The organism is Streptomyces sp. ML-6, assembly GCF_030116705.1.
Classification (GTDB): Bacteria; Actinomycetota; Actinomycetes; order Streptomycetales; family Streptomycetaceae; genus Streptomyces.
This window is the reverse complement of the sequence record NZ_JAOTIK010000001.1, coordinates 477,735-500,331: the sequence shown is the minus strand read 5'-3', so window position 1 is coordinate 500,331 and position 22,597 is coordinate 477,735. Positions and strand designations below refer to the sequence as shown.

The 22,597-nt window shown below is 74.5% G+C and carries 20 protein-coding genes and 1 pseudogene; 17 read left to right on the top strand and 4 right to left on the bottom strand.

Annotated elements, in window-relative coordinates; genetic code table 11:
• Positions 1–31: 31 nt before the first annotated feature.
• The 7 genes from OCT49_RS02275 (at position 32) to OCT49_RS02245 (ending at position 8,322) form a co-directional block, all read left to right on the top strand.
• Positions 32–916: a LysR family transcriptional regulator gene (locus OCT49_RS02275; RefSeq protein WP_283850206.1), complete on the top strand. Its 885-nt coding sequence runs from the start codon at positions 32–34 to the stop codon at positions 914–916.
• 128 nt (positions 917–1,044) lie between these two features.
• Complete coding sequence (locus OCT49_RS02270; protein ID WP_283850205.1) at positions 1,045–1,926, top strand: substrate-binding domain-containing protein; 882 nt, start codon at positions 1,045–1,047, stop codon at positions 1,924–1,926.
• A gap of 332 nt (positions 1,927–2,258) precedes the next feature.
• The gene (locus OCT49_RS02265; protein ID WP_283850204.1) at positions 2,259–3,200 is read left to right on the top strand and encodes a carbohydrate kinase family protein; all 942 of its coding nucleotides are present in this window, start codon (positions 2,259–2,261) and stop codon (positions 3,198–3,200) included.
• A gap of 188 nt (positions 3,201–3,388) precedes the next feature.
• A complete protein-coding gene (locus tag OCT49_RS02260) occupies positions 3,389–4,666 on the top strand; it encodes a beta-ketoacyl-[acyl-carrier-protein] synthase family protein (protein WP_283850203.1) in 1,278 nt (425 codons plus the stop codon).
• A 13-nt stretch (positions 4,667–4,679) separates the two neighbouring features.
• Complete coding sequence (locus OCT49_RS02255) at positions 4,680–6,545, top strand: acyl-CoA dehydrogenase family protein (protein ID WP_502963326.1); 1,866 nt, start codon at positions 4,680–4,682, stop codon at positions 6,543–6,545.
• A gap of 281 nt (positions 6,546–6,826) precedes the next feature.
• Positions 6,827–7,102 (top strand): acyl carrier protein, encoded by a 276-nt coding sequence (locus OCT49_RS02250; protein ID WP_283850202.1) that lies wholly within the window; start codon positions 6,827–6,829, stop codon positions 7,100–7,102.
• Entirely contained in the window at positions 7,099–8,322 is a 1,224-nt protein-coding gene (locus OCT49_RS02245; protein ID WP_283850201.1) for a beta-ketoacyl-[acyl-carrier-protein] synthase family protein, read from the top strand. Before OCT49_RS02250 ends, OCT49_RS02245 begins: the two co-directional genes overlap by 4 nt.
• Positions 8,323–8,493: 171 nt before the next feature.
• Here the strand turns inward: OCT49_RS02245 and OCT49_RS02240 are convergent, their stop codons facing one another.
• Positions 8,494–9,516 (bottom strand): PRC and DUF2382 domain-containing protein, encoded by a 1,023-nt coding sequence (locus OCT49_RS02240; protein ID WP_283850200.1) that lies wholly within the window; start codon positions 9,514–9,516, stop codon positions 8,494–8,496.
• 289 nt (positions 9,517–9,805) lie between these two features.
• On the opposite strand from OCT49_RS02240, the gene OCT49_RS02235 reads away from it, so the two are divergent.
• A complete protein-coding gene (locus tag OCT49_RS02235; RefSeq protein ID WP_283850199.1) occupies positions 9,806–10,522 on the top strand; it encodes an adenosylcobinamide amidohydrolase in 717 nt (238 codons plus the stop codon).
• Positions 10,523–10,577: 55 nt separating this feature from the next.
• On the top strand, positions 10,578–11,486 hold the full coding sequence (locus OCT49_RS02230) for an NAD(P)-dependent oxidoreductase (RefSeq protein ID WP_283850198.1): 909 nt from the start codon (positions 10,578–10,580) through the stop codon (positions 11,484–11,486).
• Between the two features lie 54 nt (positions 11,487–11,540).
• On the opposite strand, the gene OCT49_RS02225 is transcribed toward OCT49_RS02230, so the two are convergent.
• Entirely contained in the window at positions 11,541–12,521 is a 981-nt protein-coding gene (locus tag OCT49_RS02225; RefSeq protein ID WP_283850197.1) for an RNA polymerase sigma factor SigF, read from the bottom strand.
• Between the two features lie 370 nt (positions 12,522–12,891).
• Positions 12,892–13,569 carry a TetR/AcrR family transcriptional regulator gene (locus OCT49_RS02220; RefSeq protein WP_283850196.1) on the bottom strand — a complete coding sequence of 226 codons (678 nt, stop codon included), beginning with the start codon at positions 13,567–13,569 and terminating at the stop codon, positions 12,892–12,894.
• A gap of 167 nt (positions 13,570–13,736) precedes the next feature.
• On the opposite strand from OCT49_RS02220, the gene OCT49_RS02215 reads away from it, so the two are divergent.
• The 7 genes and pseudogenes from OCT49_RS02215 (at position 13,737) to OCT49_RS02185 (ending at position 21,299) form a co-directional block, all read left to right on the top strand.
• Entirely contained in the window at positions 13,737–15,167 is a 1,431-nt protein-coding gene (locus OCT49_RS02215; protein WP_283850195.1) for an amidase, read from the top strand.
• Between the two features lie 187 nt (positions 15,168–15,354).
• Complete coding sequence (locus OCT49_RS02210; RefSeq protein ID WP_283850194.1) at positions 15,355–16,275, top strand: NADP-dependent oxidoreductase; 921 nt, start codon at positions 15,355–15,357, stop codon at positions 16,273–16,275.
• On the top strand, positions 16,272–16,994 hold the full coding sequence (locus tag OCT49_RS02205; protein WP_283850193.1) for a GNAT family N-acetyltransferase: 723 nt from the start codon (positions 16,272–16,274) through the stop codon (positions 16,992–16,994). Before OCT49_RS02210 ends, OCT49_RS02205 begins: the two co-directional genes overlap by 4 nt.
• Before the next feature lie 270 nt (positions 16,995–17,264).
• Positions 17,265–18,482: a PP2C family protein-serine/threonine phosphatase gene (locus OCT49_RS02200; RefSeq protein WP_502963445.1), complete on the top strand. Its 1,218-nt coding sequence runs from the start codon at positions 17,265–17,267 to the stop codon at positions 18,480–18,482.
• 82 nt (positions 18,483–18,564) lie between these two features.
• Positions 18,565–19,006 (top strand): annotated as a pseudogene (locus OCT49_RS02195) (hypothetical protein); the annotation flags it as partial.
• Positions 19,007–19,254: 248 nt separating this feature from the next.
• Positions 19,255–20,523, top strand: coding sequence for a cytochrome P450 family protein (locus OCT49_RS02190; protein ID WP_283850191.1), 1,269 nt, complete (start codon positions 19,255–19,257; stop codon positions 20,521–20,523).
• Positions 20,520–21,299, top strand: coding sequence for an SDR family NAD(P)-dependent oxidoreductase (locus tag OCT49_RS02185; protein WP_283850190.1), 780 nt, complete (start codon positions 20,520–20,522; stop codon positions 21,297–21,299). Before OCT49_RS02190 ends, OCT49_RS02185 begins: the two co-directional genes overlap by 4 nt.
• An 83-nt stretch (positions 21,300–21,382) precedes the next feature.
• Here OCT49_RS02185 and OCT49_RS02180 read toward each other — a convergent pair whose 3' ends face one another.
• Positions 21,383–21,637 (bottom strand): hypothetical protein, encoded by a 255-nt coding sequence (locus tag OCT49_RS02180; protein ID WP_283850189.1) that lies wholly within the window; start codon positions 21,635–21,637, stop codon positions 21,383–21,385.
• A gap of 190 nt (positions 21,638–21,827) precedes the next feature.
• Here OCT49_RS02180 and OCT49_RS02175 point away from each other — a divergent pair, with 190 nt between their 5' ends.
• A complete protein-coding gene (locus OCT49_RS02175; RefSeq protein ID WP_283850188.1) occupies positions 21,828–22,340 on the top strand; it encodes a hypothetical protein in 513 nt (170 codons plus the stop codon).
• Positions 22,341–22,597: the final 257 nt, after the last annotated feature.

The window sequence follows — 22,597 nt, the reverse complement described above, 5'->3', positions numbered from 1 at the left end:
CATTTCATCGATCGTGGTTCACGATGGATGGATGGAACTCCAGCAGATGCGGTACGTGGTCGCGGTGGCCGAACTGGGCAGCTTCACGCGCGCCGCGAAGAGGTGCCTGGTCGTCCAGTCCGCGCTGAGCCATCAGATCGCCCGGCTGGAGAAGGAGTTGGGGGCCCGGCTCTTCGACCGCACCAGCCGCCGGGTGCGGCTCACCGCGGCGGGCGAGGTGTTCCTGCCGGAGGCCCGGCAGGCGCTGGACGCGGCGGAGCGGGCCCGCTCCGAGGTCGCCGCGGCGGCGGGGGAGGTCCGCGGCCGTCTCGCGGTCGGCGCCATCCCGACCATCTCCGCCGTCGACATCCCGGCCGCGCTGCGGGCGTTCCACCTCCACCACCCGAAGGTGCGCATCCTCCTGCGGGACGGGGCGAGCAAGGACCTGGTCCAGGAGGTGCGGGACGGGACGCTCGACGTGGCGTTCCTTGGCGTACTGCCGAGCTACCGGCCGAAGGGGGTGAGCGACCACGAGCTGAGCACCGGCGAGCTGGTCGCCCTCGTCGCCCCGGCCCACGCCCTGGCGGAGCGGACGGAGGTGGGCCTGGACCGGCTGGCGCAGGAGACGTTCGTCGACTACCCCGACGGCACCGCCGCGCGGGCGCAGTCGGAGGAGGCGTTCGCGGCGACGGGGCTCTCCCGCGAGGTGGCGTTCGAGGTCAGCAGCACCGACTTCATCGTCCGGCTGGTCCGCAGCGGGCTCGGCATCGCCATGCTGCCGGCCGCCTTCGCGACGGGACTGACCGGAGTGCGCGTGCTGTCCGTCCGCGACGCGCCCGCCCGGACGGAGCGGCTGGTCTGGAGCCGGTCCCGTCCCACCCCGGCGGCCGCGGCGTTCCTCACCGGCCTCGGCATCGACCCGGACGCCGGTTCCTGAGGGACGCGTCCCCACCGTCCCCCGCCGGGGAGCGCTCGCCGAGGGATGCCCAGGCAGTCCGCTGGGCAGGTACAGGTGTACGAACCCGGGACAGGAGGCGGACCGGGCGGCGGCGAGGAGCGTATGACGTGAGGGAGCAGGCCGTGTGGCAATTCTCGGACGACCGGGGGCAGTTGGCGACCGCCGATCGCCGCCCGGAACGGATCCTGGCCTATGTGCAGGCCGGGGCGACCCTCTGGGACCACGGGATACGTCCGAGCGGGTTGTTCGGCTCGGACCACGACGACCACGCCGTGCCGGACCCCGCGAAGACCGGGTCGCTGCCGCCGGACGGGGTCGCCTACCTCGGGGCCGGCAGCGCCCTGGACGTGGACACCCTGCTGAGCGACGGGCCCGACCTCGTGGTCGCCGTCAGCTACGGCGCCGGTCATGTCTACGGGCTCGCGCCGGAGACCGCCAAGCACCTGGAGGAGCAGGTCCCGGTCGTCGTCATCGACGTGGGGCAGGCGCGCACCTTCGCGGAGATCGGCGACCGGTTCGCCCGGCTGGCCCACTCGCTCGGCGCGGCGGAGCCCGCGACGGCGACCCGGGAACTGGACGCCGCCCGGGACCGGCTGCGCACGCTCACCGCCGCCCCGTCCGGCCCCCGGGTCCTCGCCCTCTCCCCGGCCGGGCAGGAGCAGGCCCACCTCGCCCGCCCCCGCATGTGGCCCGAGCTGCGGGTGCTGGCCGAGCTGGGCGTCGACGTCGTGGAACCGGCCGAGGGGCCCGGGGCGAACTGGTCCACGGTCGACTGGGCGCAGGCCGCGGCCCTGGACCCGGCCGTCGTGCTCGCCGACATCCGGTCCAACGCCGCGCCGCTCGACGGACTCCGGACGAACACCCACTGGGCGGCGATCGAACGGGCCGCGCGGGTGGTGCCGTGGAACCCCGAACCGGTCTGCAGCGCGCGGGCCCACGCGCACTTCCTGACCCTGGTGGCCGACGCGCTGGAGGCCGCCCGGCACTGAGCACGGCCCACGCGCGCGCCGCCCCCTGCCGGGGGCCGCGCCGCCCCGTACCGCGCAGCCCGAGTCACCCCCGTACCGCGGCCCGTACGGCCCTGGACCGCGGCCCGGACCGTGGCCCCGGACCGGGTTCCCCGGCCCCCGAAGGGCCGGGGGACGCGGGGATTCCGCCTGCCGCGCCCCGGCACCGCCGGCCGTCCCTCGTTGCGCGGGACGGCCGTCGGCGGGTGCCGTGACCGGCGCCCCTCGCGCACACGGCAGGATCGGACCCGACGCGTCCGGGCCGCACCGTCCGCCGGGACGCCCCGCCCCCCGCACTCCAGGAGATCCCCCTCATGCTCGACAGAATCGACCCGCTGGTCATCGGCGAATGCGTCGCCGACATCGTCCGGCTGCCGGGCACGGCCGACCGGGTCCACCCGGGCGGCAGTCCGGCCAACGTCGCCCTCGGCCTGGCCCGGCTCGGCCACGACACCACCCTGCTCACCCAGCTCGGCCCGGACGACAACGGGCGGCTGATCAGGGACCACCTGACCGGGGCCGGCGTCGAGGTGCGCACGGACGGAGCCACGGCCGCCACCCCGTCCGCGGCCGTGACCCTGGACGCCGGGGGCCGGGCCGAGTACACCTTCGAGATCACCTGGACGCTCGGCCCGGTCGCCCCGGACCGGACCCCGCACCACGTCCACATCGGCTCCGTCGCGACGGTGATGGAACCGGGCGCGGCGACCGTCCTCGGCGCCGTCGAGTCGCTGCGGGCGTCCGCGACCGTCAGCTACGACCCCAACGTGCGGCCCGGACTGATGGGGGAGCACCGGGACGCCGTGCGCAGGGTCGAGCGGTGCGTCGCGCTCGCCGACGTGGTCAAGGCGAGCGACGAGGACCTGGAGTGGCTCCACCCGGGCCAGGACCCCGGACGGGTCGCGGAACGGTGGCTGGCCACCGGCCCGGCCCTCGTCCTGGTCACCCGGGGAGGCGACGGCGCGCTGGCCGTCCTGCCCGGTGCGCGGGTGACGGTCGACGCCCTGCCCGTCGAGGTCGTGGACACGGTGGGGGCGGGCGACGCCTTCATGTCGGGCACCCTGCACGCCCTGGCCGCGCACGGGCTGCTCGGCGCCGACGGCCGGGAACGGCTGCGCGCGACGGACCGGGACACGGTGGCCGACGTCCTGCGCCATGCGGTGGCCTCCGCCGCCGTGACCGTCTCCCGGGCCGGCGCCAACCCGCCGGACGCGAGGGAGTTGGCGACGGCACTCGATCGGACCGCCCGGGCCTGACACACCCGGGCGCCACCGCACTCCGCCCCTGCTGCGGCCGGGTGGGAACACCTCCTCCATGACACGCGCAGCCGTTCGACCCGTCGGGGGTGTCAATGACCCGTTCGGGTAATCGGCCGCATCCTCTCCGGGGCTACTGCCGTTCGACAACCGGTAGGCGTGATCGATTACGGAGGAGGGGGCGGAACATGGCGCGGGTCGGCATGGGGGTCGCGGTGACGGGACTGGGGCTGGTGACGCCCGCGGGCGCGGAGGAGCAGACCTTCTGGGAGGGGCTGTGCGCCGGGGTCTCGGTGGCCCGGGGCTGCGACGAACTGGCCGGGCTGCCGGTCGACTTCGGCTGTCCGGTGGACGGGATCGACCTGGACCGGGCCGTCGGCGGGCGGACGGTCTGGCGCATGGCGCGGTTCGTGAAGATGGCGCTGGTCGCCGCCCGCCGGGCGGTGGCGGACGCCGGCCTCTCGCCCGAGCGGTGGGACGGCGACCGGGTCGGCGTGGTGCTCGGCGTCGGGGTGGGTGCGGTCTCCGTCCTCGTCGACAACGTGCGCCGGCTCGACGGCGGCGGACCGGACGCGGTCTCGCCGCTCCTGGTCCCGATGATGATGCCCAACGCCGCCGCCGGGGAGGTGGCCATCGCCCTGCGGGCGCACGGCCCCAGCCTGGCCCCGGCGACCGCCTGCGCGTCCGGGGCGACTGCGCTCGCCGTCGCCCGCGACCTGCTGACGAGCGGCCGGTGCGACGTGGTGGTGGCCGGCGGCGCGGAGTCCGTGCTGACCCCGCTGGTGGTGAGCGCCTTCGCGGGGATGGGCGCGCTCTCCCTGCGCGGGGACGACCCGGCGGGGGCCTCGCGGCCGTTCGCCGCCGACCGGGACGGCTTCGTGATCGGCGAGGGCGCCGCCGTGCTCGTACTGGAGCGCACGGACGACGCGCTCGCCCGCGGCGCCCGCCCGCGCGCCCTGCTGACCGGTGCGGGCGCCGCCACCGACGCCCACCACCCCACGGCCCCGCCGCCGGACGGCGGCGGGGCGCGCAGGGCCGTCGAGTCCGCGCTGGCGGAGGCGGGCTGGGCGGCCCACGAGGTCGACCACATCAACGCGCACGGCACGTCCACGGTGCTGAACGACGCGATGGAGACCACCCTGATCTCGTCGCTCTTCCCCCACCGCCCGTCGGTGACCGCCCCCAAGGGGGTACTCGGACACACCCTCGCCGCGGCCGGGGCGATCGAGGCGGCCGCCACCGTACTGACCCTGGAGCACGGCCTCGTACCGCCCATCGCCAATCTGGACTCGCTGCCCGACGGGTTCGACCTGGACTGCGTGGTCAAGGAGCCCCGCCTCCAGCACGTCGAGCGGGCGCTGAGCCACTCCTTCGGCTTCGGCGGGCACAACGTCGTGCTCGCCTTCCAGCGGTTCTCCGGGGACGGCCCGCCGCGCACGGAACCGGGTGTCCTCGCCATTGCTTGATCGTTATATTTTCATGACCGCAACGATCGACAGCCCTTCCGCCGAACGGTCCACGGATCTGCTCACCGGTGTCCTCCTCGGCGACGACTTCCGCCGGGAGCACGGCTTCTGGCAACGGATGATCAGCACGGAACCGTTCCGCCGCCCGGACCTGCGCACCCCCGACGAGCGCCTGGCCCTCGTGTACGAGCGGCTGCGCGTCCTCAACGAATGCCTGGACAGCGGCGCCCGGCTGGCCGCCGACGCGCGCGCCCTCGCGGCCCTGCACGAGTGGCTCGGCCCGGTCGACCCGGCGCTCGCCACGGTGGCCGGAATCCACTACAACCTCTTCCTCGGCAGCCTCCTCGACCACGGGGGCGACACCTCCCGCGACCTCTCCGACTTCCTCCGGCTGCGCAGCGTCGGCACCTTCCTCTGTACGGAGGTGGCGCACGGCAACGACGCCGCGGCCGTCGAGACCACGGCCGCCTACGACCGCGGACGCGACGGGTTCGTGCTGCACACCCCGCACGCCGGGGCCCAGAAGTTCATGCCCAACACCAGCCCGGTCGGCGGCCCCAAGACCGGACTGGTGGCGGCCCGGCTGATCGTCGAGGGGGACGACCACGGCGTCTTCCTCTTCCTCGTGCCGCTCACCGACGCCGAACGGGCCCTGCCCGGCATCCGGGTGCGCCGGCTGCCCGCCCGCACCGGCAGTCCGGTGGACCACTGCCTGACCTCCTTCGACCGGGTCTTCGTGGAGCGCGCGGCGCTGCTCGGCGGGGAGCACGGACGCATCGATGACGACGGGGAGTTCAGCAGCGCCGTGGCCAACCGGAGGCGCCGCTTCCTGGCCTCGATCGGCCGGGTCACCTCCGGCAAGATCTCGATGACCGCCTGCGCGGTCGGCTCGGCCCGCGCGACGCTCGCCGTCGCCGTCCGCTACGGGGGGCACCGGTACATCTCGGGCCCCCGCGGCTCGCGGCCGGTGCCGGTGATCGCCCACCGCAGCCACCACGGCCCGCTCGCCCACGCCATGGCCACCGTCTTCGCGATGAGCCTGCTGCACCGCAGGGCCCTGGACCGCTGGGAGCGGGAGGGGCCGGGGGAGGGGCGGGAGGAGGCGGAGCGGCTGGTCGCCGTCGCCAAGGGATGGATCACCTGGCGGGCGAGGTCCGTGATCGTCGAGTGCCGGGAACGCTGCGGGGCCCAGGCGCTCCTGGAACACAACGGCATGAGCGAACTGGTCACGGGGGTGGAGGGCGCCATCACCGCCGAGGGCGACAACGTGGCCATCCACGCCAAGGCGGCCGCCGAGATGCTGTTCGCCGCCCCGCCGGCCGGGTACGACGATCCCCCCGCCGCGACCACCGGCGCGCTCGACGACCCCCGGTTCCTCGGCGGACTGCTCGCGGCCCTGGAACGGATCTGGTTCGCGCGGGCCGGGGAACGGATCGCTCTCGCCCCGCGGGGCGACCGGCTGGCCCGCTGGAACGCGGCGGCCGGGCCCGCGCTGCGCGGCGTCGAGGCGCACGCGTGCAGCCAGGCGGCCGAGGCGTACGCGGAGGCGGTGGCCGCCCTGCCCGAGGGACCCGCCAGGGACCGGCTCGACGAACTGCAACGGCTGTTCGCGCTCGACGTCGTCGCCCGCAACAGCGGTGATCTGCTGGCCGCAGGGTATTTGACGACCGGTCAGGTCAAGGGGCTGCCGGACGCGGTGGAGGAGCTCGTCACCGCCGTCGCCGCCCGGCTCCCGGACCTCGTCGAGTCCTTCGCGCTGCCGCCGCAGGTGCTCGCCGACTGGCCCATCGCCGGGGCCGACTACCTGGAGGCGTACGACGATCCGGCTGCCCCCTGGCACACGGACGGGGAGCGGACGACGGCTGCGGAGGAGCAATGAGAACCCCGGGGGAGACGGGAACGCCTGTGCGTCCCCGCCGGGTCCGGGAGGTTGCCGGGGCCCTCGGGACCCGGGTTGTCCTGCTGGCTTTCTGGGGGACGACGACGGTTCTGGCCCGATGCTGCGCGGGGCGTGGGGAAAGTGGTGCCGAATCGGTTCGGCACAAGGCGTAACTGGAGGCACTCCGCCCAGTTGATTCGACGTCGGGACGATGCTCCGCCGGGCCCGGCAGCCGGACCGAAAGACGGCCGGACGACGGCCGAACGACGAAGAGGAAGATCATGAGTGCGATTCATCCCAAGATCACCGAGGTGCTGACGCACACCTTCAAAGTGCCCGTCGGCGAGATCCGCCCGGACTCCACGATGGACAGCCTGGAGATGGACTCCCTGGCCGCCGCCGAGTTCGCCGTCCTCCTCAGGGAGACCGTCGGCGGCGACCAGGACTTCGACCGCCTCCCCAAGAACGCCACCCTCGCCGACATCACCCGGTTCATCGAGGCGACCGACGGCGGGGCGCTGGTGGGCGGCGAGAGCGCGATGAGCGGCGCCCGATGAACAAACCGGCCATCGCCGTCACCGGCCTGGGCATGATCACCCCGGTCGGCAACGACACCGAGTCCACCTGGAACGGCGTGTGCGCCGGTGTCTCGCCGGCCCGGACCGTCGCGGAACTGGACGGGTGCGAGATCGACTTCGCCTGCGTCGTCGACGGCATCGACCTGGACGCCGCGATCGGCGGCCGTGCGGCCTTCCGCATGGGGAGATACGTGAAGTTCGCCGTCCTCGCCGCCCGGGAGGCGGTCGCCGACGCCGGACTCGACCCGGCCCGGTGGGACGGCGGCCGGGTCGCGGTGGTCGTCGGCACCAGCAGCGGGGGGTCGGCCTCACTGACCGAGCAGGCCGTGGTGCTCGAACGGGCGGGGGCCGGGGCCACCTCCCCGTCGGGCATCCTGCTCACGATCCCGAACATGCCCGCCGCCGAGATCGCGATCCAGATGAAGGCCACCGGACCCAGCCTGGCGCCCTGCACCGCCTGCTCGTCCGGCGCCACCGCGCTGTCCGTCGCCCGCGACCTGCTGGCCACCGGGCAGTGCGACATCGCCCTCGCGGGAGCCACCGAGTCGATCGTCTACCCGGTGGCCATGGCCGGGTTCGCCCGGTCCGGGGCCGGGGCCCGGAAGGACGGCGACCCCGCCCTGCTCTGCCGGCCCTTCGCGGCCGACCGCGCCGGGCTGGTCATGGGCGAGGGCGCCGCCGTCATGGTGCTGGAACGGGCGGACGACGCCGATGCCCGGGGCGCCGCGCCCCGGGCCCTGCTGGCCGGCACCGGCGCCACCACCGACGCCCACCACCCGATCCGCCCGCATCCGTCCGGCGCGGTCGCCCAGGCGGCGGTGGAGGCCGCGCTGCGCGACGCGGACTGGGCGGCCGAGGACGTCGAACACGTCAACGCCCACGGCACGGCGACCCCGGCCAACGACGCCACCGAGGCCGCCCTCATCGCCCGGGTCTACCCCCACCGGCCCCCCGTCACCGCGCCCAAGGGCGTGCTGGGGCACTGCATGGGGGCGGCCGGGGCGATCGAGGCCGGGCTGACGGTCCTCACGCTCCAGCGCGGTGTCGTACCGCCGATCGCCAACCTGGACGCCCCGGCGCCCGGGTTCGACATCGACTGCGTCACCGAGCGGCCCCTGCACCGGACCGTCCGGCGCGCCGTCAGCCATTCCTTCGGATTCGGCGGGCACAACGCCGTGCTCGCCCTCCAGCGCCCGTAGGCCGCGGCGGCGCCCACCGGCCCCGGCCCGGCCGACGGCCGCGGTGCGCGAGGCCGTCCCCGGGCCGTCTCCGTGGAGTCCCGTACGGCCCGCGGCGCCCGGCACACGCCGGACACCGCGGGCCACGCCCTGCGGGCGTACGGCGGGATCTCGCGGACCCGGCCCGGGAGGTCAGCGGTGGCGTCCCCGGCCGAATTCGCCTCCCATGTCCTTGCCACCGGTCTGCGTGTCGTCCGCGTAGTCGATCTGCTCCTTGCGGAGTTCGGCGGAGACCTCCTTCTGCTCGGTCACCCTCCTGGTCTCCATGCGCACCCGCTCCACGGGCACGGTCTCCTTGCGGGTGGTGGCGCGCTCGGCGTGCAGGGTGACCTCGACGTCCTGGTCACGGATTTCCGCGCGCCCCGCAGGCCGGTCGCCGGGCTGCAGCGGTTCGCGGACCAGGCGTACCTCCTCGTGCGTCACGGGCACGGTCCGGGTGACGTTCTCGGTGACCACGTACTTGTGCAGCCGGGCCTTCCCGCTCTCGTACTCCTCGGTGCCGACGTGCAGTTGCTCCTCGCAGCGGATCATCTCCTCCTTGCCGCCCAGGTCGGCGGCGGACCGCTCGGAGCCCGCCCCGGCGCCGACGAGCGGACGGGCGGTGCCGGCCGCCCCGGTCTCGCGGCGCCCGCCCTTCCCCATGCCGGTGCCGGACATGCCGGACGAGGTGGTGCGGGCCGTTCCCGTGCCGGAGGCGGTGGTGCCGGGCATGGGCGTCCGCCCGGGTCCGTCGGCGCGTCCGGTGCCGGCAGCGCCCATGGCGCCGGTTCCGGCCGCTCCCGCCGTTCCCGTGGTGCCCGTTCCCCGCCGCTCGCCGAACGAGGTGGCGGTGTTCCTGGGGAGGCCGTAGTGGTTGTAGAGCTCTTCCTCCTCCGCCACGGACAGATGCGCGTCCGCGTCCACCCGCGGCGCTTCCTTGACCCGTTCCTTCGAGTGCGAGATGTGCAGGTCGGACCCCACCCGCCGGGCTCCGGCCAGCGGGACGAAACTCTCCTTCATGCCGAACAGTCCGGTCTTCACCGTGATCCAGTCCGGACGGCCGGTGTTGTCGTCGACGTACACCCGGCCCACACTGCCGACCTTCTCACCGTCGGTGTCGTACACCGTCAGGCCGTCGAGTTCTCCGGAATCCGTGAAACCGTCAGCGGCTCCCATGACCGATTCCTCCTCGCCCGGGCGCGTCCTGTGGCTCGGTCCATCAGGTGAGGCGCGTCCGGATTCCATCGCGCCTCACCCGGATGGACGCTGCAACCTCCCGGCCCCCGGCAGCCGACTGCCGCACCTGTGGCGGTTCGGCGCTGACCGCCCGCCGCGGCGGTGCACACGCCCGCCCGGGATTAGGCCGATCGGGTGATGTGGGGGCGGGCCCGGGCCGGGAGTCCGGCGCCGCCGGCACGGTACGACCGCCGCGGGCGGCCCGCCCGGCCACCGGATCCCGGCACATATGATCGACGGGCCACAGCCGACCCCGTCCAGCCGCGCCACCGGAGGTGCCCCCATCGGTTCCGTACGCATCCGGCTGCCCGAGCAGCGCGGCGAACTGCTGGCCCGGCACGAGGACGGCGCGGACCTCCACCATCTGATGTGGCGCCTCGGCCCGGGGTGGCGGGTGTGCTCCAGCGCCGTGCTCGGCGGCGGCCCGCGCGAATGGATCCTCAACGCCCAGGTGCCCGGTGGCTACCCGCGCCTGGACCCCGACCGGCACCTCGCGGAGATCGCCGCCGCGGAACGCCTCACCGGCCCCGGCGCGGGACTGATGACCGCCGCCGACGTCACCGCGCACACCCGCGCGAGCGACGGGGGAGCGACCGCGACCGCCACCTGCGGCCTGGGCGTGCGGGGCTGGGCGGCCGCCCCGGCGGAGGGGACCCAGGGGCCGCCGCCCCCGGGCACGATCAACATCGTCGTCACCCTCCCCGTCCCGCTCTCCGACGCCGCGCTCGTCAACGCGGTCGCCACGGCCACCGAGGCCAAGGTCCAGGCGCTCCTGGACGCGGGCCTCGACTGCTCGGGCACCCCCACCGACGCGGTGTGCGTCGCGGCGCCCGCCCCGGGGCCCCACCCCGCCGAACCCTTCGCCGGGCCGCGTTCCCGCTGGGGCGCGCGACTCGCCAGGGCCGTGCACGCTGCCGTGCTCGAGGGGGCGCGGCGGCAATCCTGAGCACCACGGCGCCGCGCACCACCCCCGGGGCGCGGCCGACGGAAGGAGCTCACGCATGACCCCAAGCGCCGCCGACACCGCCCGGGAACGGCCGGTCGTCGCCGTCCTCGGCACCGGAACCATGGGCTCGGGCATGGCCCGGAGCCTGCTCGGGGCCGGACTCGACGTCCGCGCCTGGAACCGTACGCACGCCAGGGCGGTCCCGCTCGCGGACGACGGCGCCACGGTCGCGGAGACGGCCGAGGAAGCCGTGCGCGGCGCCGACGTCGTCCTCACCATGCTCAACGACGGATCCTCCGTGGCCGCCGCGCTGGACGCCGCCGCCGGGGGGCTGCACGCCGGTCAGGTGCTGCTCCAGAGCACGACGGTCGGACCCGACGCCACCGCCGATCTGGCCCGGCGCACGGCGGAGCTGGGACCGGTCTATCTCGACGCCCCGGTCTCCGGTACGAAGCAGCCCGCGGAACAAGGCGCGTTGACGGTCTTCGTCGCGGGCCCCACGGCCGTCCGGGAGAAGGTCGAACCCGTGCTGGACGCGATCGGGCGGCGCACGGTCTGGGTCGACGAGACCCCGGGGGCGGCCTCGCGGCTCAAGCTCGTGGTCAACACCTGGGTGATCACCATGGTCAACAACATCGCCGAGTGCCTCAACCTCGCCGAGGCGCTGGACGTCGATCCGTGGACCTTCCTCGACGCCATGAAGGGCGGCCCGCTGGACACCGCCTATCTGCAGGGGAAGTCCGCCGCGCTCCTCTCCGGCGACCTCGCCCCGAGCTTCGCCCTGTCCACCGCGCTCAAGGACACCCGGCTCATCCTGGACGCGGCGCGGGCGACGGGGGTGCGGCTGGACCTGGTCGAGGCGTCGGCCGCACGCTTCGCACGGGCCGAGGCGGCGGGACACGGCGGCGAGGACATGATCGCCACGTACTACGCGGGCCGCGCCCCGGGCGCCACCGCCGGCTGATCCCCGGCGCCCGGGGCGCACGGCGCCGGGTGCCCCGGGCCGTCGCGGCGGGGGTCATTCCTCCACGAACATCCCGCTGCGGAGCTTGTGGAGGATCCGGCCGATCAGCCGGGACACGTGCATCTGCGAGATGCCCAGCTCCTCGCCGATCCGGGCCTGCGTCATCTCCTGGCCGAAACGCATGTCGATGATGCGTCGTTCCCGGCTGTCGAGGCAGCTGATGAGCGGCGCGAGCGTGTGCAGGTTCTCGACCGTCTCCAGGGCCGGGTCCGGGCCGCCGAGGACATCGGCGAAGGTGCGCCCCTGCCTGCCGGCCCGCCCCGGGCCGGACGGGTCGGCCGGTGTGTCCAGCGAGCCCGCCGCGTACCCGTTGGCCGCCACGATGCCCTCGGTGACCTCGTTCTCGCTCAGCCCGAGCCGCTCGGCGAGCTCCGGGACGGTGGGGTCGCGGTCGAGCGTGGTGATCAGCGACTCCTTGGTCCGGGCGATGTCCACCCGCAACTCCTGCAGGCGGCGCGGGACGTGCACCGCCCAGGTGGTGTCGCGGAAGAATCGTTTGATCTCCCCGGTGATGTACGGGACCGCGAAGGAGGTGAACTCGACCTCGCGGGAGAGGTCGAACCGGTCGATGGCCTTGATCAGCCCGATGGTGCCGACCTGGACGATGTCCTCCATGTCGTCGCCCCGGCCGCGGAACCGCCCCGCGGCGAACCGGACGAGGGAGAGGTTCATCTCGATGAGGGTGTTGCGCGCGTACTGATGGGCGGGGGTCCCCTCCTCCAGGACCCGCAGCCGCTCGAAGAACAGCCGGGACAGCTCGCGCGCGTCGGCCGGGGCGACCTTCCCCGCGTCCTCGATCCACGGCAGTCCGCCGTTGTCCCCGGCCGTCCCCGCGGCCGGTGCGCCCCCGTCGGGCTCCGGGCCGGCCGCCGGATCCGCGTCGGTGCCGGCCGGTGCGTCGTCCGGTACCGGTCGCGCGCGGTCCGTGCTCCCGGCCCGCTCGGCACCGGCGGTCCGCGCAGTGTGCGCCGTCATCTCGTCACGCTCCCCTGGTCGAAGGCCATGAGGTGTGAGCGCCTGCCCCGGGAGGGAGAACCCATGCGGAGAAACGGGAAGTCGGTCGGGTCGCGCGGCGGCAATGGCCGGGAATCGCCGTGATACCCCGTCACATCCGCACGTGAGGAAGGCGGGACGGGCGGGCGGGACGACCGGGACGGCAAAACCGCCCCACCGGTACGGGGGAGCCCGGTGGGGCGGTCTCCCTCAGACTGCCACAGCCACCGGCACAATGGGGATCGATCGGCGCATATCCAACGGTAGTTGAGTCGAAATCGACGGTGCGGCACCCCATGGATCCCGGCCGCCGGTCACTGTACCGACCGTGCCCGCTATGCCTGATGATCAGTCAGGATGCGGTGCGGGCAGGCCGGGAGAGGCGTTCCCAGAGGTTCTCCAGGTGGGTGTGGACGACCTCCCGCGCCTCCTGCGGTGCGAGATGGCCGATGAGGACGTGTGCGGTGAGGCCGTCCGCGAGGGCGAGGAGCGCGCGGGCCTCGACGAGCGGATCGAACGGCGCGGCGCCGTCGGCTCCCTCGGCGGTCCCGGCGTTCTCGCCGTCCTCGGTGCTCCCGCCGTCCTCGGCGCTCCGTGCGGCTTCCGTGGCGAGACGGACGAACGCCCCTTGCAGGGCCGCGTAGTTCGACCGGAGCGTCCGGGCGAGCGACTCGTCCACGGCGGCCTGCGCGAGGAAGGCGAGCCAGACCCTGGCCTCGGCGTGGTGCTCCTCCTCGAGCAGCGAGACCTCGGTGACCGCGTGCCCCAGGGCGGTACGGGCCGACTGGGCCGGGCTCCTGACGAGGCGGGCGCGCACCCGCTCGCCCACCCGTTCGCCGATGTGCCCGAGCGTGAACACGAGCATCTCCTCCTTGGTGCGGAAGCACCGCTGGACGGCGCCCATCGACACCTGGGCGCGGGCGGCGACGTCGCGAAGGGTCACGCCCTCCAGCCCGCGTTCGTCGGCGAGGCGGCAGACCGCCTCGGCGATGAGGTGACGCCGACCCGCGTGATCCACCTGCTTGGGCATGTCCGGCCGCCTTCTGTCCGTGTTCCCCGGTGACTCCTGTCCGGGACGCAGTTTATTCGATGCGTTCGTATCGGTTCCGGGGTACCGTTCCGATACGGACGCATCGGAACGTGTGTCCGAGGAGACCGCGTGCCGTTCGGGCGCGCGCCGGGGAGGAAGGAACCGCCGTGCGGGACCCCTTGTGGAAGATGTCCGCCACCGAGCAGGCGGAGGCGGTGCGCACCGCCGGGATCTCGGCCGTCGAACTGATCGACAGCCACCTGGAGCGCATCGCCGAGGTGAACCCGCGGGTGAACGCGGTCACCCAGATCCTGGCGGAGCGCGCCCGGGCGGACGCCGCGCGGACGGACCGGCGGCGAGCCGCGGGCGAGGAGCTGGGGCCGCTCGCGGGCGTGCCGTTCACGGTGAAGGAGAGCACCCCGGTCGAGGGCGTGCCGACCACGTTCGGCGCGGAGCGGTTCCGCGATCTGGTCGCCCGGGCCGACGCGCTCCCGGTGGCGCGGCTGCGCGCGGCCGGGGCCGTCCCCATCGGGCACAGCAACATGCCGACCCTGATCCTGGCGGGGATGCACACGCGGAGCGAACTGTTCGGCGACACGGCCAACCCGTGGCACCCCGGCCTGACCCCGGGCGGCTCCAGCGGCGGCGACGCGGTGGCCGTCGCCACGGGCATGGCACCGCTGGGACTCGGCAACGACTCCGGGGGATCGGTGCGCATCCCGGCCCAGTTCTGCGGCGTGGCGGCGCTGAAGCCCTCCACGGGCCGCTTCCCGGCCGACCACCGCATCCTCGGCCCGGACGACCCGGGCCCGGCCTCCCAGATGCTGGTCACCGACGGCCCGCTGGCCCGGAGCGTGGCCGACCTCCGGCTGGCGTACGAGGTGCTGGCCGGGACCGACCCGCGCGACCCGAGGGCCGTGCCGGTGCCCCTCCGCGGCGAACCGCTGCCCGGCCCGGTGCGGGTCGCGGTAGTGGCGGACCCCGGCGGGCACGGCGTCCACCCCGCCGTGCGCGGGGCCGTCCAGGCCGCCGCCGACGCCCTTCGCGACGCCGGGTACGAGGTGTGCGAGGTGGAGGACGTGCCCCGGCTCGACGAGGCGCTCGACGCGTACGGCCGGATCACCGTGACCGAGTTCGCCCCCACCTGGCCGGTGGTGCGCAAGCTGCTCGGCGACGGCGGGGACCGCTACATCGCGGGGGCGATGGAACGGACCCCGCCCGCGAGCGCGGACGAGTTCATGAAACTGATGGGCACCTGGATGAGCATCCGCCGCTCCTGGGCCGAGTTCCTCGACGCGTACCCGCTGCTGCTCGGCCCCTCGTTCACCGAACCGCCGGTCGAGCCGGGACTGGAGTCGCGTGACGAAGCGGGCCGGGCCCGGGTCGGTTCGGGCATGCGCCTGTGCACCGTGACCAGCTTCGTGGGCGTGCCCGCCGTGGCTGTTCCCACGGGCCTGGCCGACGGGCTCCCCTGCGGGGTCCAGATCGTCGGACGCGCCTTCCGGGAGGACCTGTGCCTGGACGCGGCCCGGGCGGTCGAGGACCGGCTCGGAGTGCTCACCCCGGTCGACCCCCGCCCGGCGGGCCCGACCGGCTGACCCCGGACCGCCCGGCCGCGGCGCGTGCCGGACCCGCGGGCCCGGCACGACCCGGACGGGGCCCGGTCGTTTCGGATCGATGAACACCTCGTTCCCGGGGAATACCCGCAGGCACGCGGGCTTTGCTGTTGCTGGAGCGGCCGGTGACCGGCCCGGCCGCCGGTACCGGGAACAGGAGAGGGAACCCATGCCCCAGGCGTACGTGTTCACCCGCAACGGCGGACCGGAGGTGGAGGCACTCGTCGAGCGGGAGGTGCCGGTGCCGGGGCCGGGCGAACTGCTCGTCGCGGTCCGGGCGGCCGGGGTCAACCCGGTCGACTGGAAGCTGCGCACCGGGTACGTCCGGCCGGGCGGCGAACCACAGCCGTTCCCCACCGTCTTCGGCAGCGAGGCCGCCGGGGTCGTCGAGGCCGTCGGACCGGGGGTCGAGGGCTTCGCGGTCGGGGACGAGGTCTTCGGCAACCCGGTGGCCGGCGGGTACGCCGAGTACACCCTGCTGCCCGTGGGGGTGACGGCGCACAAGCCGGCCGGGCTGTCGTTCGTCGACGCGGCGGTGCTCCCGGTCGCGGCGGCCACCGCGTACGACGGCATCCGGCAGCTCGGCCTCGCCCCCGGCGCCACCCTCCTGGTCACCGGGGCCGGGGGCGGGGTGGGAACGGCGGCGGTGCAGCTCGCCCGGCACGCGGGTGTCCGGGGCATCGGCCTCGCGAGCGCCGCCAAGAAGGACTTCGTCGAGTCGCTCGGCGCGATCCACGTCGCATCCGGTCCCGGCTTCGACGAACGGGTCCGGGCGGCGGCCCCCGACGGCGTCGACGCGGTCTTCGACCTGGTCGGCGGCGACACCCTCAGGACCGCGGCTTCGCTGCTCGCGGACCCGGCCGCACTGATCAGCGCGGGCGGCAAGCCGCTGGCCGTGGAGCTCGGCGGGGCGGCCGTCGCACGGGCCCGCAACTCCGCCGTCCTCGAAGCGGTGGCGGACCTCGCCGTTTCCGGCGTCCTGCGGGCGCGGGTGGCCCGCACCTTCCCGCTGGCCGAGGCGGAACGGGCGCTGCGCGCCGTGGAGGACGGGCACGCGCTCGGCAAGATCGTGATCGAGGTGGCCCGGTGAGCCCCCGGCACCCCGCCGCCGCCCCGCACCCCCTGGACAACCCGGTCCGCGCCGCGCTGACCGGCCCGCACGGCCACTTCGCCGAGCGCCGCGGCCGCATCCTGCGCTACCCGGTGGACGTGGCCCCCTGGGTCGCCCTCCCGGAGGAGCCGGAGGCCGAGGACTGGGCCGACGCCGCGGCGCTCGCCGGACCCGGGGGAGCCATCGCCATCACCGCCTTCCGGGAGCCGCCGCCGGAGGACTGGGAGGTCTTCTTCGACGCCGAGGGCGTCCAGCTCGTCGACGCCGGCGTCGCGGCCGCCCCGTTCCCGCAGGCCGTACGGCTCGGGCCCGCCGACGTGCCCGACATGCTCGCCCTGGTCGAGCGCACCCGGCCCGGGCCCTTCCTGCCCCGCACCGTCGAGCTGGGCACCTACCTCGGCGTCCGGCGCGAAGGAGTGCTCGTCGCGATGGCCGGCGAACGGCTGCGCCTGCCCGGCTGGAGCGAGATCAGCGCCGTCTGCACCGACGAGTCGGTACGCGGCCAGGGGCTCGGCACCGGCCTCGTGCGCGCCCTCGCCCACGAGATCAGGCAGCGCGGCGAAACGCCGTTCCTGCACGCCGCGGCCTCCAACACCGGCGCCGTCCGGCTCTACGAATCGCTGGGATTCGTGCTCCGTCGCCGGACGTCCTTCCTCGGGGCGCTCGTACCGGAACACGCCGGGGCCGCCGCACACTGACCCCGGACCGCCGCGCGCCTCGCGGACCGCCCCGACGGCACGACGCCCGCCGGTCGGCATCCGTCGCCCCGGTCCCGGCCCCCGGGGGCGTCCGGTGAGGGACCTTCGGCCCGGAACACCCGGGCCGAAGGACCGTACCCGTCGCGCACGGGGACCTTCGGCGGGGTTCCACAGGCCGTAAGTCTCGTGACCCGCCCCCGCCGGACCGGGTGGACTGGGAACGGACACCGGCACGGAGCCGGCCGCGCGCGGGAGGAGTCAGTTGTGACGATCGGGCGTCGTCGGCGTCGGCGTGCGACACGTGGAGCGGCGCTCCCGGGCACCGCGGACGCGGGGGAGGCCGCCGCACGCGCACCACGGGTCGGCACCCCGGCGCTGTTCGCGGGGCTGGCCCTGCTGACCGCCCTGGTCCTCCTCCTGGACATCGAGACCGGCGAGGACCTGCACCTCGTACCCCTGCTGGTGGTCGTCCCCGCCTTGGTCTCCGTCTTCGGGACGATCCGGCAGACCGTGGGCGTGGCCACCTGGACCATGACCGTCGTCGTCTGCTCGCGCCTGGTCACCAGCGGGACGTTCTGGGACGTCGCCATCAGCGTCGCCTTCACCGCACTGGCCTGCTTCCTCGGCGTCGGCTCGTGCGCGCTGCGGATCCGCCACGCCACCGAGATAGCCAGGCTGCGCTCCGCCGCCGGCGCGCTCCAGCGCCAGATCCTGCGCCCGCTGCCGATCCCGACCGGGCAGATCCTCGCCCACGGCATCTACACGCCGATCGAGGAGGACGGCCTGGTCGGCGGTGACATCTACGAGGTCGTCGAGTCGCCCTACGGGACCCGGGTGATCATCGGGGACGTCCAGGGCAAGGGGCTTGCCGCGATCGGGGCGGGCTTCGCCGTGCTCGGGGCGTTCCGGGAGGCGGCCATCCGCGAGCCCGACCTGACCGGGGTGGTCGACGCCCTGGAGGACGCGGTCGCCCGGCACAACGTGTTCTCCGCCCAGACCGGCGAGACCGAACGCTTCGTCACCGCCCTGGTGCTCGGCTTCGACGGGAGCGACCGGGTCCGGGCCGTCAACTGCGGCCACCTGCCGCCCCGGCTGCTGCACGAGGGCACGGCCCGCGCGCTGCCGCTGCGCCGCACCTCCGTCCCGCTGGGCATGGCGGAACTCAGCCCCGAGGCCCGGGCCTCGGAACCGCTGGACTTCCCGCCCGGCGCCACGCTCCTGCTCTTCACCGACGGGGTCACCGAGGCCCGCGACGCGTCCGGCGCCTTCTACCCGCTGGACACCCGGCTGCCCCGCTGGACGGGACGGGAGCCCCACGAGGTCCTGGACGCGCTCCACGCGGACCTGGAGGCGTTCTCCGGCGGCGTGCGGCGGGACGACATCGCCGCGCTCGCCCTGAGCCGGACGACGACGGCGGCCGCACCGCACCGGACCGGGGAGCCGGGGCACGGCGCCCGCCGGGCCGCCGAGGTGTTCGGCGCCCGGTGACCGCCGGACCCGGAGGACCGGCCGCTCCCGGGCCCCGCGACCGTTCTCCACGGCACTTCGCGCCGGACACCCCGGCACGGCCGAGGAGGTCGCCGTACCCGACCCGGAACCGGGCCCCGGCCAGGTGCTGCTCGAGGTGACCGCCGCAGGCAGGGAGAACCACTGCCTGCGCGCCGGGGAACTCGGCATCATGCCGCCCGGACCCGGCCCGCCCGGCGCCATGGCCGAGTACATGATCGTCGACGACCCGCGCCGTCTGGTGCCGCTCGGCGGCCATCGACTCCGACGCCACCGTCGTCGGCCCCGGTGGCGGGGCACTGCCGGTCGGCTTCGGCACCCTGCCGTACAACACGACGGTGACCTCCCCGTGCCGGGGCTCGCGCGCCGAACCCGCCGAGGTGCTCGAACTCGCCCCCTCCGGAGCGGTCGAGGTGGACATCGAGACGTACGGTCTGGACGAGGCGCCGCAGGCGTACGAGCGACTCCACCAGGGCAGGATCAACGGTCGTGCGGTCGTCCTCCCCCCCACGGCTGAGCGGACCGGATCCGCCTCTTTGCGGCCGATGCCCACGACCCGCCCGCGCTGCCCGCTGCCCGCCGTACGGCCGGGCCCGCCGGTCACCGCATCGCCACCCGGGGGCGCGCGGGCCGCCCGCTCGGCCGCTGCGCGCCGTCGCACGCCCTTCCACGCTCCGTCGCGCTACCCCGACGATGAACTCCTGTACCGCAGACACCCGTTCCGGCCGTGCCGCAACGCAGACGGGAGATCTCCATGGGACAGCAGCCGATCGTCATCGACCCCGCGGGCCGCGACATCCACGGCGAGGCGGCGGAGCTCCGGCGCCACGGACCCGTCGCCCCGGTCGAACTCCCCGGCGGGATCAGGGCATGGGCCCCCACCGGATTCGAGGTGCTCAGGCAACTCCTCACCGACGACCGCGTGTCCAAGGACCCGAACCGGCACTGGCCGGCCTGGCAGGAGGGAAAACACCGGGACGGCTGGATCAACACCTGGGTGGGCGTGACCAACATGTTCACCGCCCACGGCGCCGACCACCGACGGCTGCGCGGGCTCGTCGCACCCGCCTTCACCAAACGGCGGACCGACGCGCTGCGGCCCCGCATCGAGGAGATCACCGCGACGCTGCTCGACCGGATGACCGCCGCCCCCGACGGCCGGGCCGACCTGCGGGCCGCCTTCGCCCACCCGCTGCCGGTGGCCGTCATCTGCGAACTCTTCGGCATCCCCGAGGACCGGAGGACCGACAGCGCACGCCTGGTCAGCGAGATCTTCGACACCACCGCGGCGCCGGAGGCGGCCCTCGCCACCCTGCACGAGGCGTACGCACTCCTCGCGGGCCTGGTCGCCGCCAAGCGCGAACGGCCCGCCGACGACCTCACCAGCGCCCTGATCGCCACCCGCGACGAGGCGGGCTCCCGTCTCACCGAGGACGAACTCGTCGACACCCTCCTCCTGGTCGTCTCCGCCGGCCACGAGACCACCGTCAACCTGATCGGCAACGCCGTCCACGCCCTGCTCACCCACCCCGAACAGCTCGCCCGGGTACGGGACGGCGAGTTCTCCTGGAACGACGTCATCGAGGAGACCCTGCGCTGGTCCCCGCCGGTCGCCAACCTGCCGCTGCGCTACGCGGTCGAGGACATCGAGCTCCCCGGCGGGGTCACCCTCGCGCGCGGCGACGCGATCCTGGCCACCTACGCCGCAGCCGGCCGGGACCCCCGACGGCACGGCCCGGCCGGGGACCGGTTCGACCTCTCCCGCGCCGACAAGGAGCACCTCTCCTTCGGCCACGGCGTCCACTTCTGCATCGGCGCCCCGCTGGCCCGGCTGGAGGCGTCGATCGCCCTTCCCGCCCTGTTCGACCGCTTCCCCGGCCTGTCCCTGGACGACGGGGCGGCACCGGCCGAGCCGCTGGAGACCTTCATCTCGTACGGCTTCGCCACCCTTCCGGTGCGTCTCGCCCGAAACGCCCACCCGGGTCCTGGCGCCGTGGACGTGCCCTCTAGGGTGCGGACATGACCTCGCAGCGCTATCTCTCCGAACTCTTCTCCCTGGACGACCGGGTCGCCGTGGTGACGGGCGGCAGTTCCGGGATCGGCCGTGCGATCGCCGGGGCCCTCGCGAGGGCGGGGGCGCGCGTCGTGATCGTGGCGCGCAAGGAGCCGGAACTGGCCGCCGCGACCGACGAACTGGTCGCGGAGGGCTGCCGGGCGGCCTGGGTGAGCGCCGATCTGAGCACCCGGGACGGAGTGCGTGCGGCCGCGGAGCGGGCGGTGGAGGTGTTCGGCGAGCCCGACATCCTCGTCAACAGCGCCGGAATCAACCTGCGGCCGCCCATGGACGAGCTGGACGAGGACGTGTGGGACGCCACGATGGCGGTGAACCTGGAGGCGCCCTACCTGCTGGGGCAGCGGTTCGGGCCCGGCATGGCCGAGCGGGGCTTCGGGCGGATCATCCACGTCACCTCCCAACAGGCGCACCGGGCGTTCGTCCAGAGCGGCGCCTACGGGGTCTCCAAGGGGGCGCTGGAGTCGCTGGCCCGCTCCCAGGCCGAGGCGTGGTCGCCGCACGGCGTCACCTGCAACACGCTGGTACCCGGCTTCGTCATGACCCCGCTCAACGCGCGGCTGTCCTCCGACCCGGAGAAGGTGGCCGCACTGGCCGCGCGCACGATGATCGGCCGCAACGGCCTGGCCGAGGACTTCGCCGGAGCGGCGGTGTTCCTGGCCGGCCGCGCCTCCGGCTACGTCACCGGACAGGCGCTCTTCGTCGACGGCGGCCTGTCCGTCCACTGAACCCGACACACCGTCAGGACCGGGCCGGCCGGTCCGCGGGGACGCCTCCACGACGGTGCGTGGGGGCATCCCCGCGGGCGTGATCAGGCGGAAGCCGGCCAGGTATCGCCCTGCTGACGGCACAGGTAGACGCGGTTCGCGTGCACCGGAACGGCCGGGTAGGCGGCGGCTATGGCGGCTCTGTAGGCCTCGGCGGCGGCCTGCGCCGCGGCATCCTCGTGCGGCAGCTGGGACGGGGACGAGCTGAGTGGGATCTCGAAGGTGGTGCCGATCTCGACGTTGTCGGAGTAAGCCGTGAACGTGAACTGAACAGCGTAGGCACCTGCGGGAACGGACATGCCTGATCTCCTGACGTAAAGAAACTTGCACAAGTTGCAGCCAAGTGAGACTAAAGTAAACGATGTTGATCGAACTTGGCGCGAAGGTGAAGAAAAAGCCTGACCCGGACTAGCCGGGGCAAACCGGGAGGGGCTGGGCGGACCCGCCGGTGCGGCCTCCGCGGGTGCGGGCCCGGCCTATGCTGGGCGAATGCCCGCCGATGAAGTGCCGCCGAACGACCGGGACAGCGAGAAGCCCGGCTCCGGCGCGGAGTTGCCCGCGACCCTGCACATCGCCGGGCTCGCCCTGAGCCTGGTGGAGAGCCCGCCTTCACTGGCCTGCTGGAGCGGCGGCTTCCCGGTACCGACGGGCGCCGACCCGGTCGGGGTCAGCCTGGTGATCGAACCGTCCGCCCCGCCGCCGCCGGCCACCCTCCGGCGCGCCCACGACGTCGTGAGCCGGTTCGACATCCTCGTCGCCCGGGCCGAGGAGTACTGCCGCACCCGGCTCCGGGAGGAGCAGTACGGACTCACGGCCGAGGAACTGGACCGGCTGGACCTTCCGGAGCCGCCGTGGGGACTCCCCGAGGCAACGGTGTGGACCGACCGGAGCTGGATGATCCGCTTCGCCGAGAGCGGGCTCCGCATGGGCGACCCGTACGGAATCCTCGTCACCTTCGACGGAACCCGGCCCGTCGACGTGCAGGGCACCGACGACGAGTGACGAACCGTCGGCCGGTCCGTTTCCCCGCGTGACACCTCGATCCGCCCCTGCGCGAAGACCCCCGGGAACGCCGTCGGGGAACACGCCCGGCCGGGCGACGAGAAGCTCTTCCCGGCCTCCCGGACGCCCCTCCCACGAAGATCGTTGTCGTCATCGGACCGACGTGCCCTGTTCGCCGTGCGGTTCCCGATGCCCTCTGGTGCGCGGCGGTGTGCACGGCCATGCTGTCCGCCGACAGCGTGCGCCGCCCGTACGAA

What these genes read in the sequence shown, in the direction of transcription:
- OCT49_RS02245 (WP_283850201.1), top strand. Translation starts at nt 7,099, where the DNA reads ATGAACAAACCGGCCATCGCCGTCACCGGCCTGGGCATGATCACCCCG.
- OCT49_RS02255 (WP_502963326.1), top strand. Translation starts at nt 4,680, where the DNA reads ATGACCGCAACGATCGACAGCCCTTCCGCCGAACGGTCCACGGATCTG.
- OCT49_RS02235 (WP_283850199.1), top strand. Translation starts at nt 9,806, where the DNA reads ATGATCGACGGGCCACAGCCGACCCCGTCCAGCCGCGCCACCGGAGGT.
- OCT49_RS02265 (WP_283850204.1), top strand. Translation starts at nt 2,259, where the DNA reads ATGCTCGACAGAATCGACCCGCTGGTCATCGGCGAATGCGTCGCCGAC.
- OCT49_RS02250 (WP_283850202.1), top strand. Translation starts at nt 6,827, where the DNA reads ATGAGTGCGATTCATCCCAAGATCACCGAGGTGCTGACGCACACCTTC.
- OCT49_RS02180 (WP_283850189.1), bottom strand. Translation starts at nt 21,637, where the DNA reads ATGTCCGTTCCCGCAGGTGCCTACGCTGTTCAGTTCACGTTCACGGCT.
- OCT49_RS02175 (WP_283850188.1), top strand. Translation starts at nt 21,828, where the DNA reads ATGCCCGCCGATGAAGTGCCGCCGAACGACCGGGACAGCGAGAAGCCC.
- OCT49_RS02230 (WP_283850198.1), top strand. Translation starts at nt 10,578, where the DNA reads ATGACCCCAAGCGCCGCCGACACCGCCCGGGAACGGCCGGTCGTCGCC.
- OCT49_RS02225 (WP_283850197.1), bottom strand. Translation starts at nt 12,521, where the DNA reads ATGACGGCGCACACTGCGCGGACCGCCGGTGCCGAGCGGGCCGGGAGC.
- OCT49_RS02240 (WP_283850200.1), bottom strand. Translation starts at nt 9,516, where the DNA reads ATGGGAGCCGCTGACGGTTTCACGGATTCCGGAGAACTCGACGGCCTG.
- OCT49_RS02185 (WP_283850190.1), top strand. Translation starts at nt 20,520, where the DNA reads ATGACCTCGCAGCGCTATCTCTCCGAACTCTTCTCCCTGGACGACCGG.
- OCT49_RS02210 (WP_283850194.1), top strand. Translation starts at nt 15,355, where the DNA reads ATGCCCCAGGCGTACGTGTTCACCCGCAACGGCGGACCGGAGGTGGAG.
- OCT49_RS02190 (WP_283850191.1), top strand. Translation starts at nt 19,255, where the DNA reads ATGGGACAGCAGCCGATCGTCATCGACCCCGCGGGCCGCGACATCCAC.
- OCT49_RS02275 (WP_283850206.1), top strand. Translation starts at nt 32, where the DNA reads ATGGAACTCCAGCAGATGCGGTACGTGGTCGCGGTGGCCGAACTGGGC.
- OCT49_RS02260 (WP_283850203.1), top strand. Translation starts at nt 3,389, where the DNA reads ATGGCGCGGGTCGGCATGGGGGTCGCGGTGACGGGACTGGGGCTGGTG.
- OCT49_RS02220 (WP_283850196.1), bottom strand. Translation starts at nt 13,569, where the DNA reads ATGCCCAAGCAGGTGGATCACGCGGGTCGGCGTCACCTCATCGCCGAG.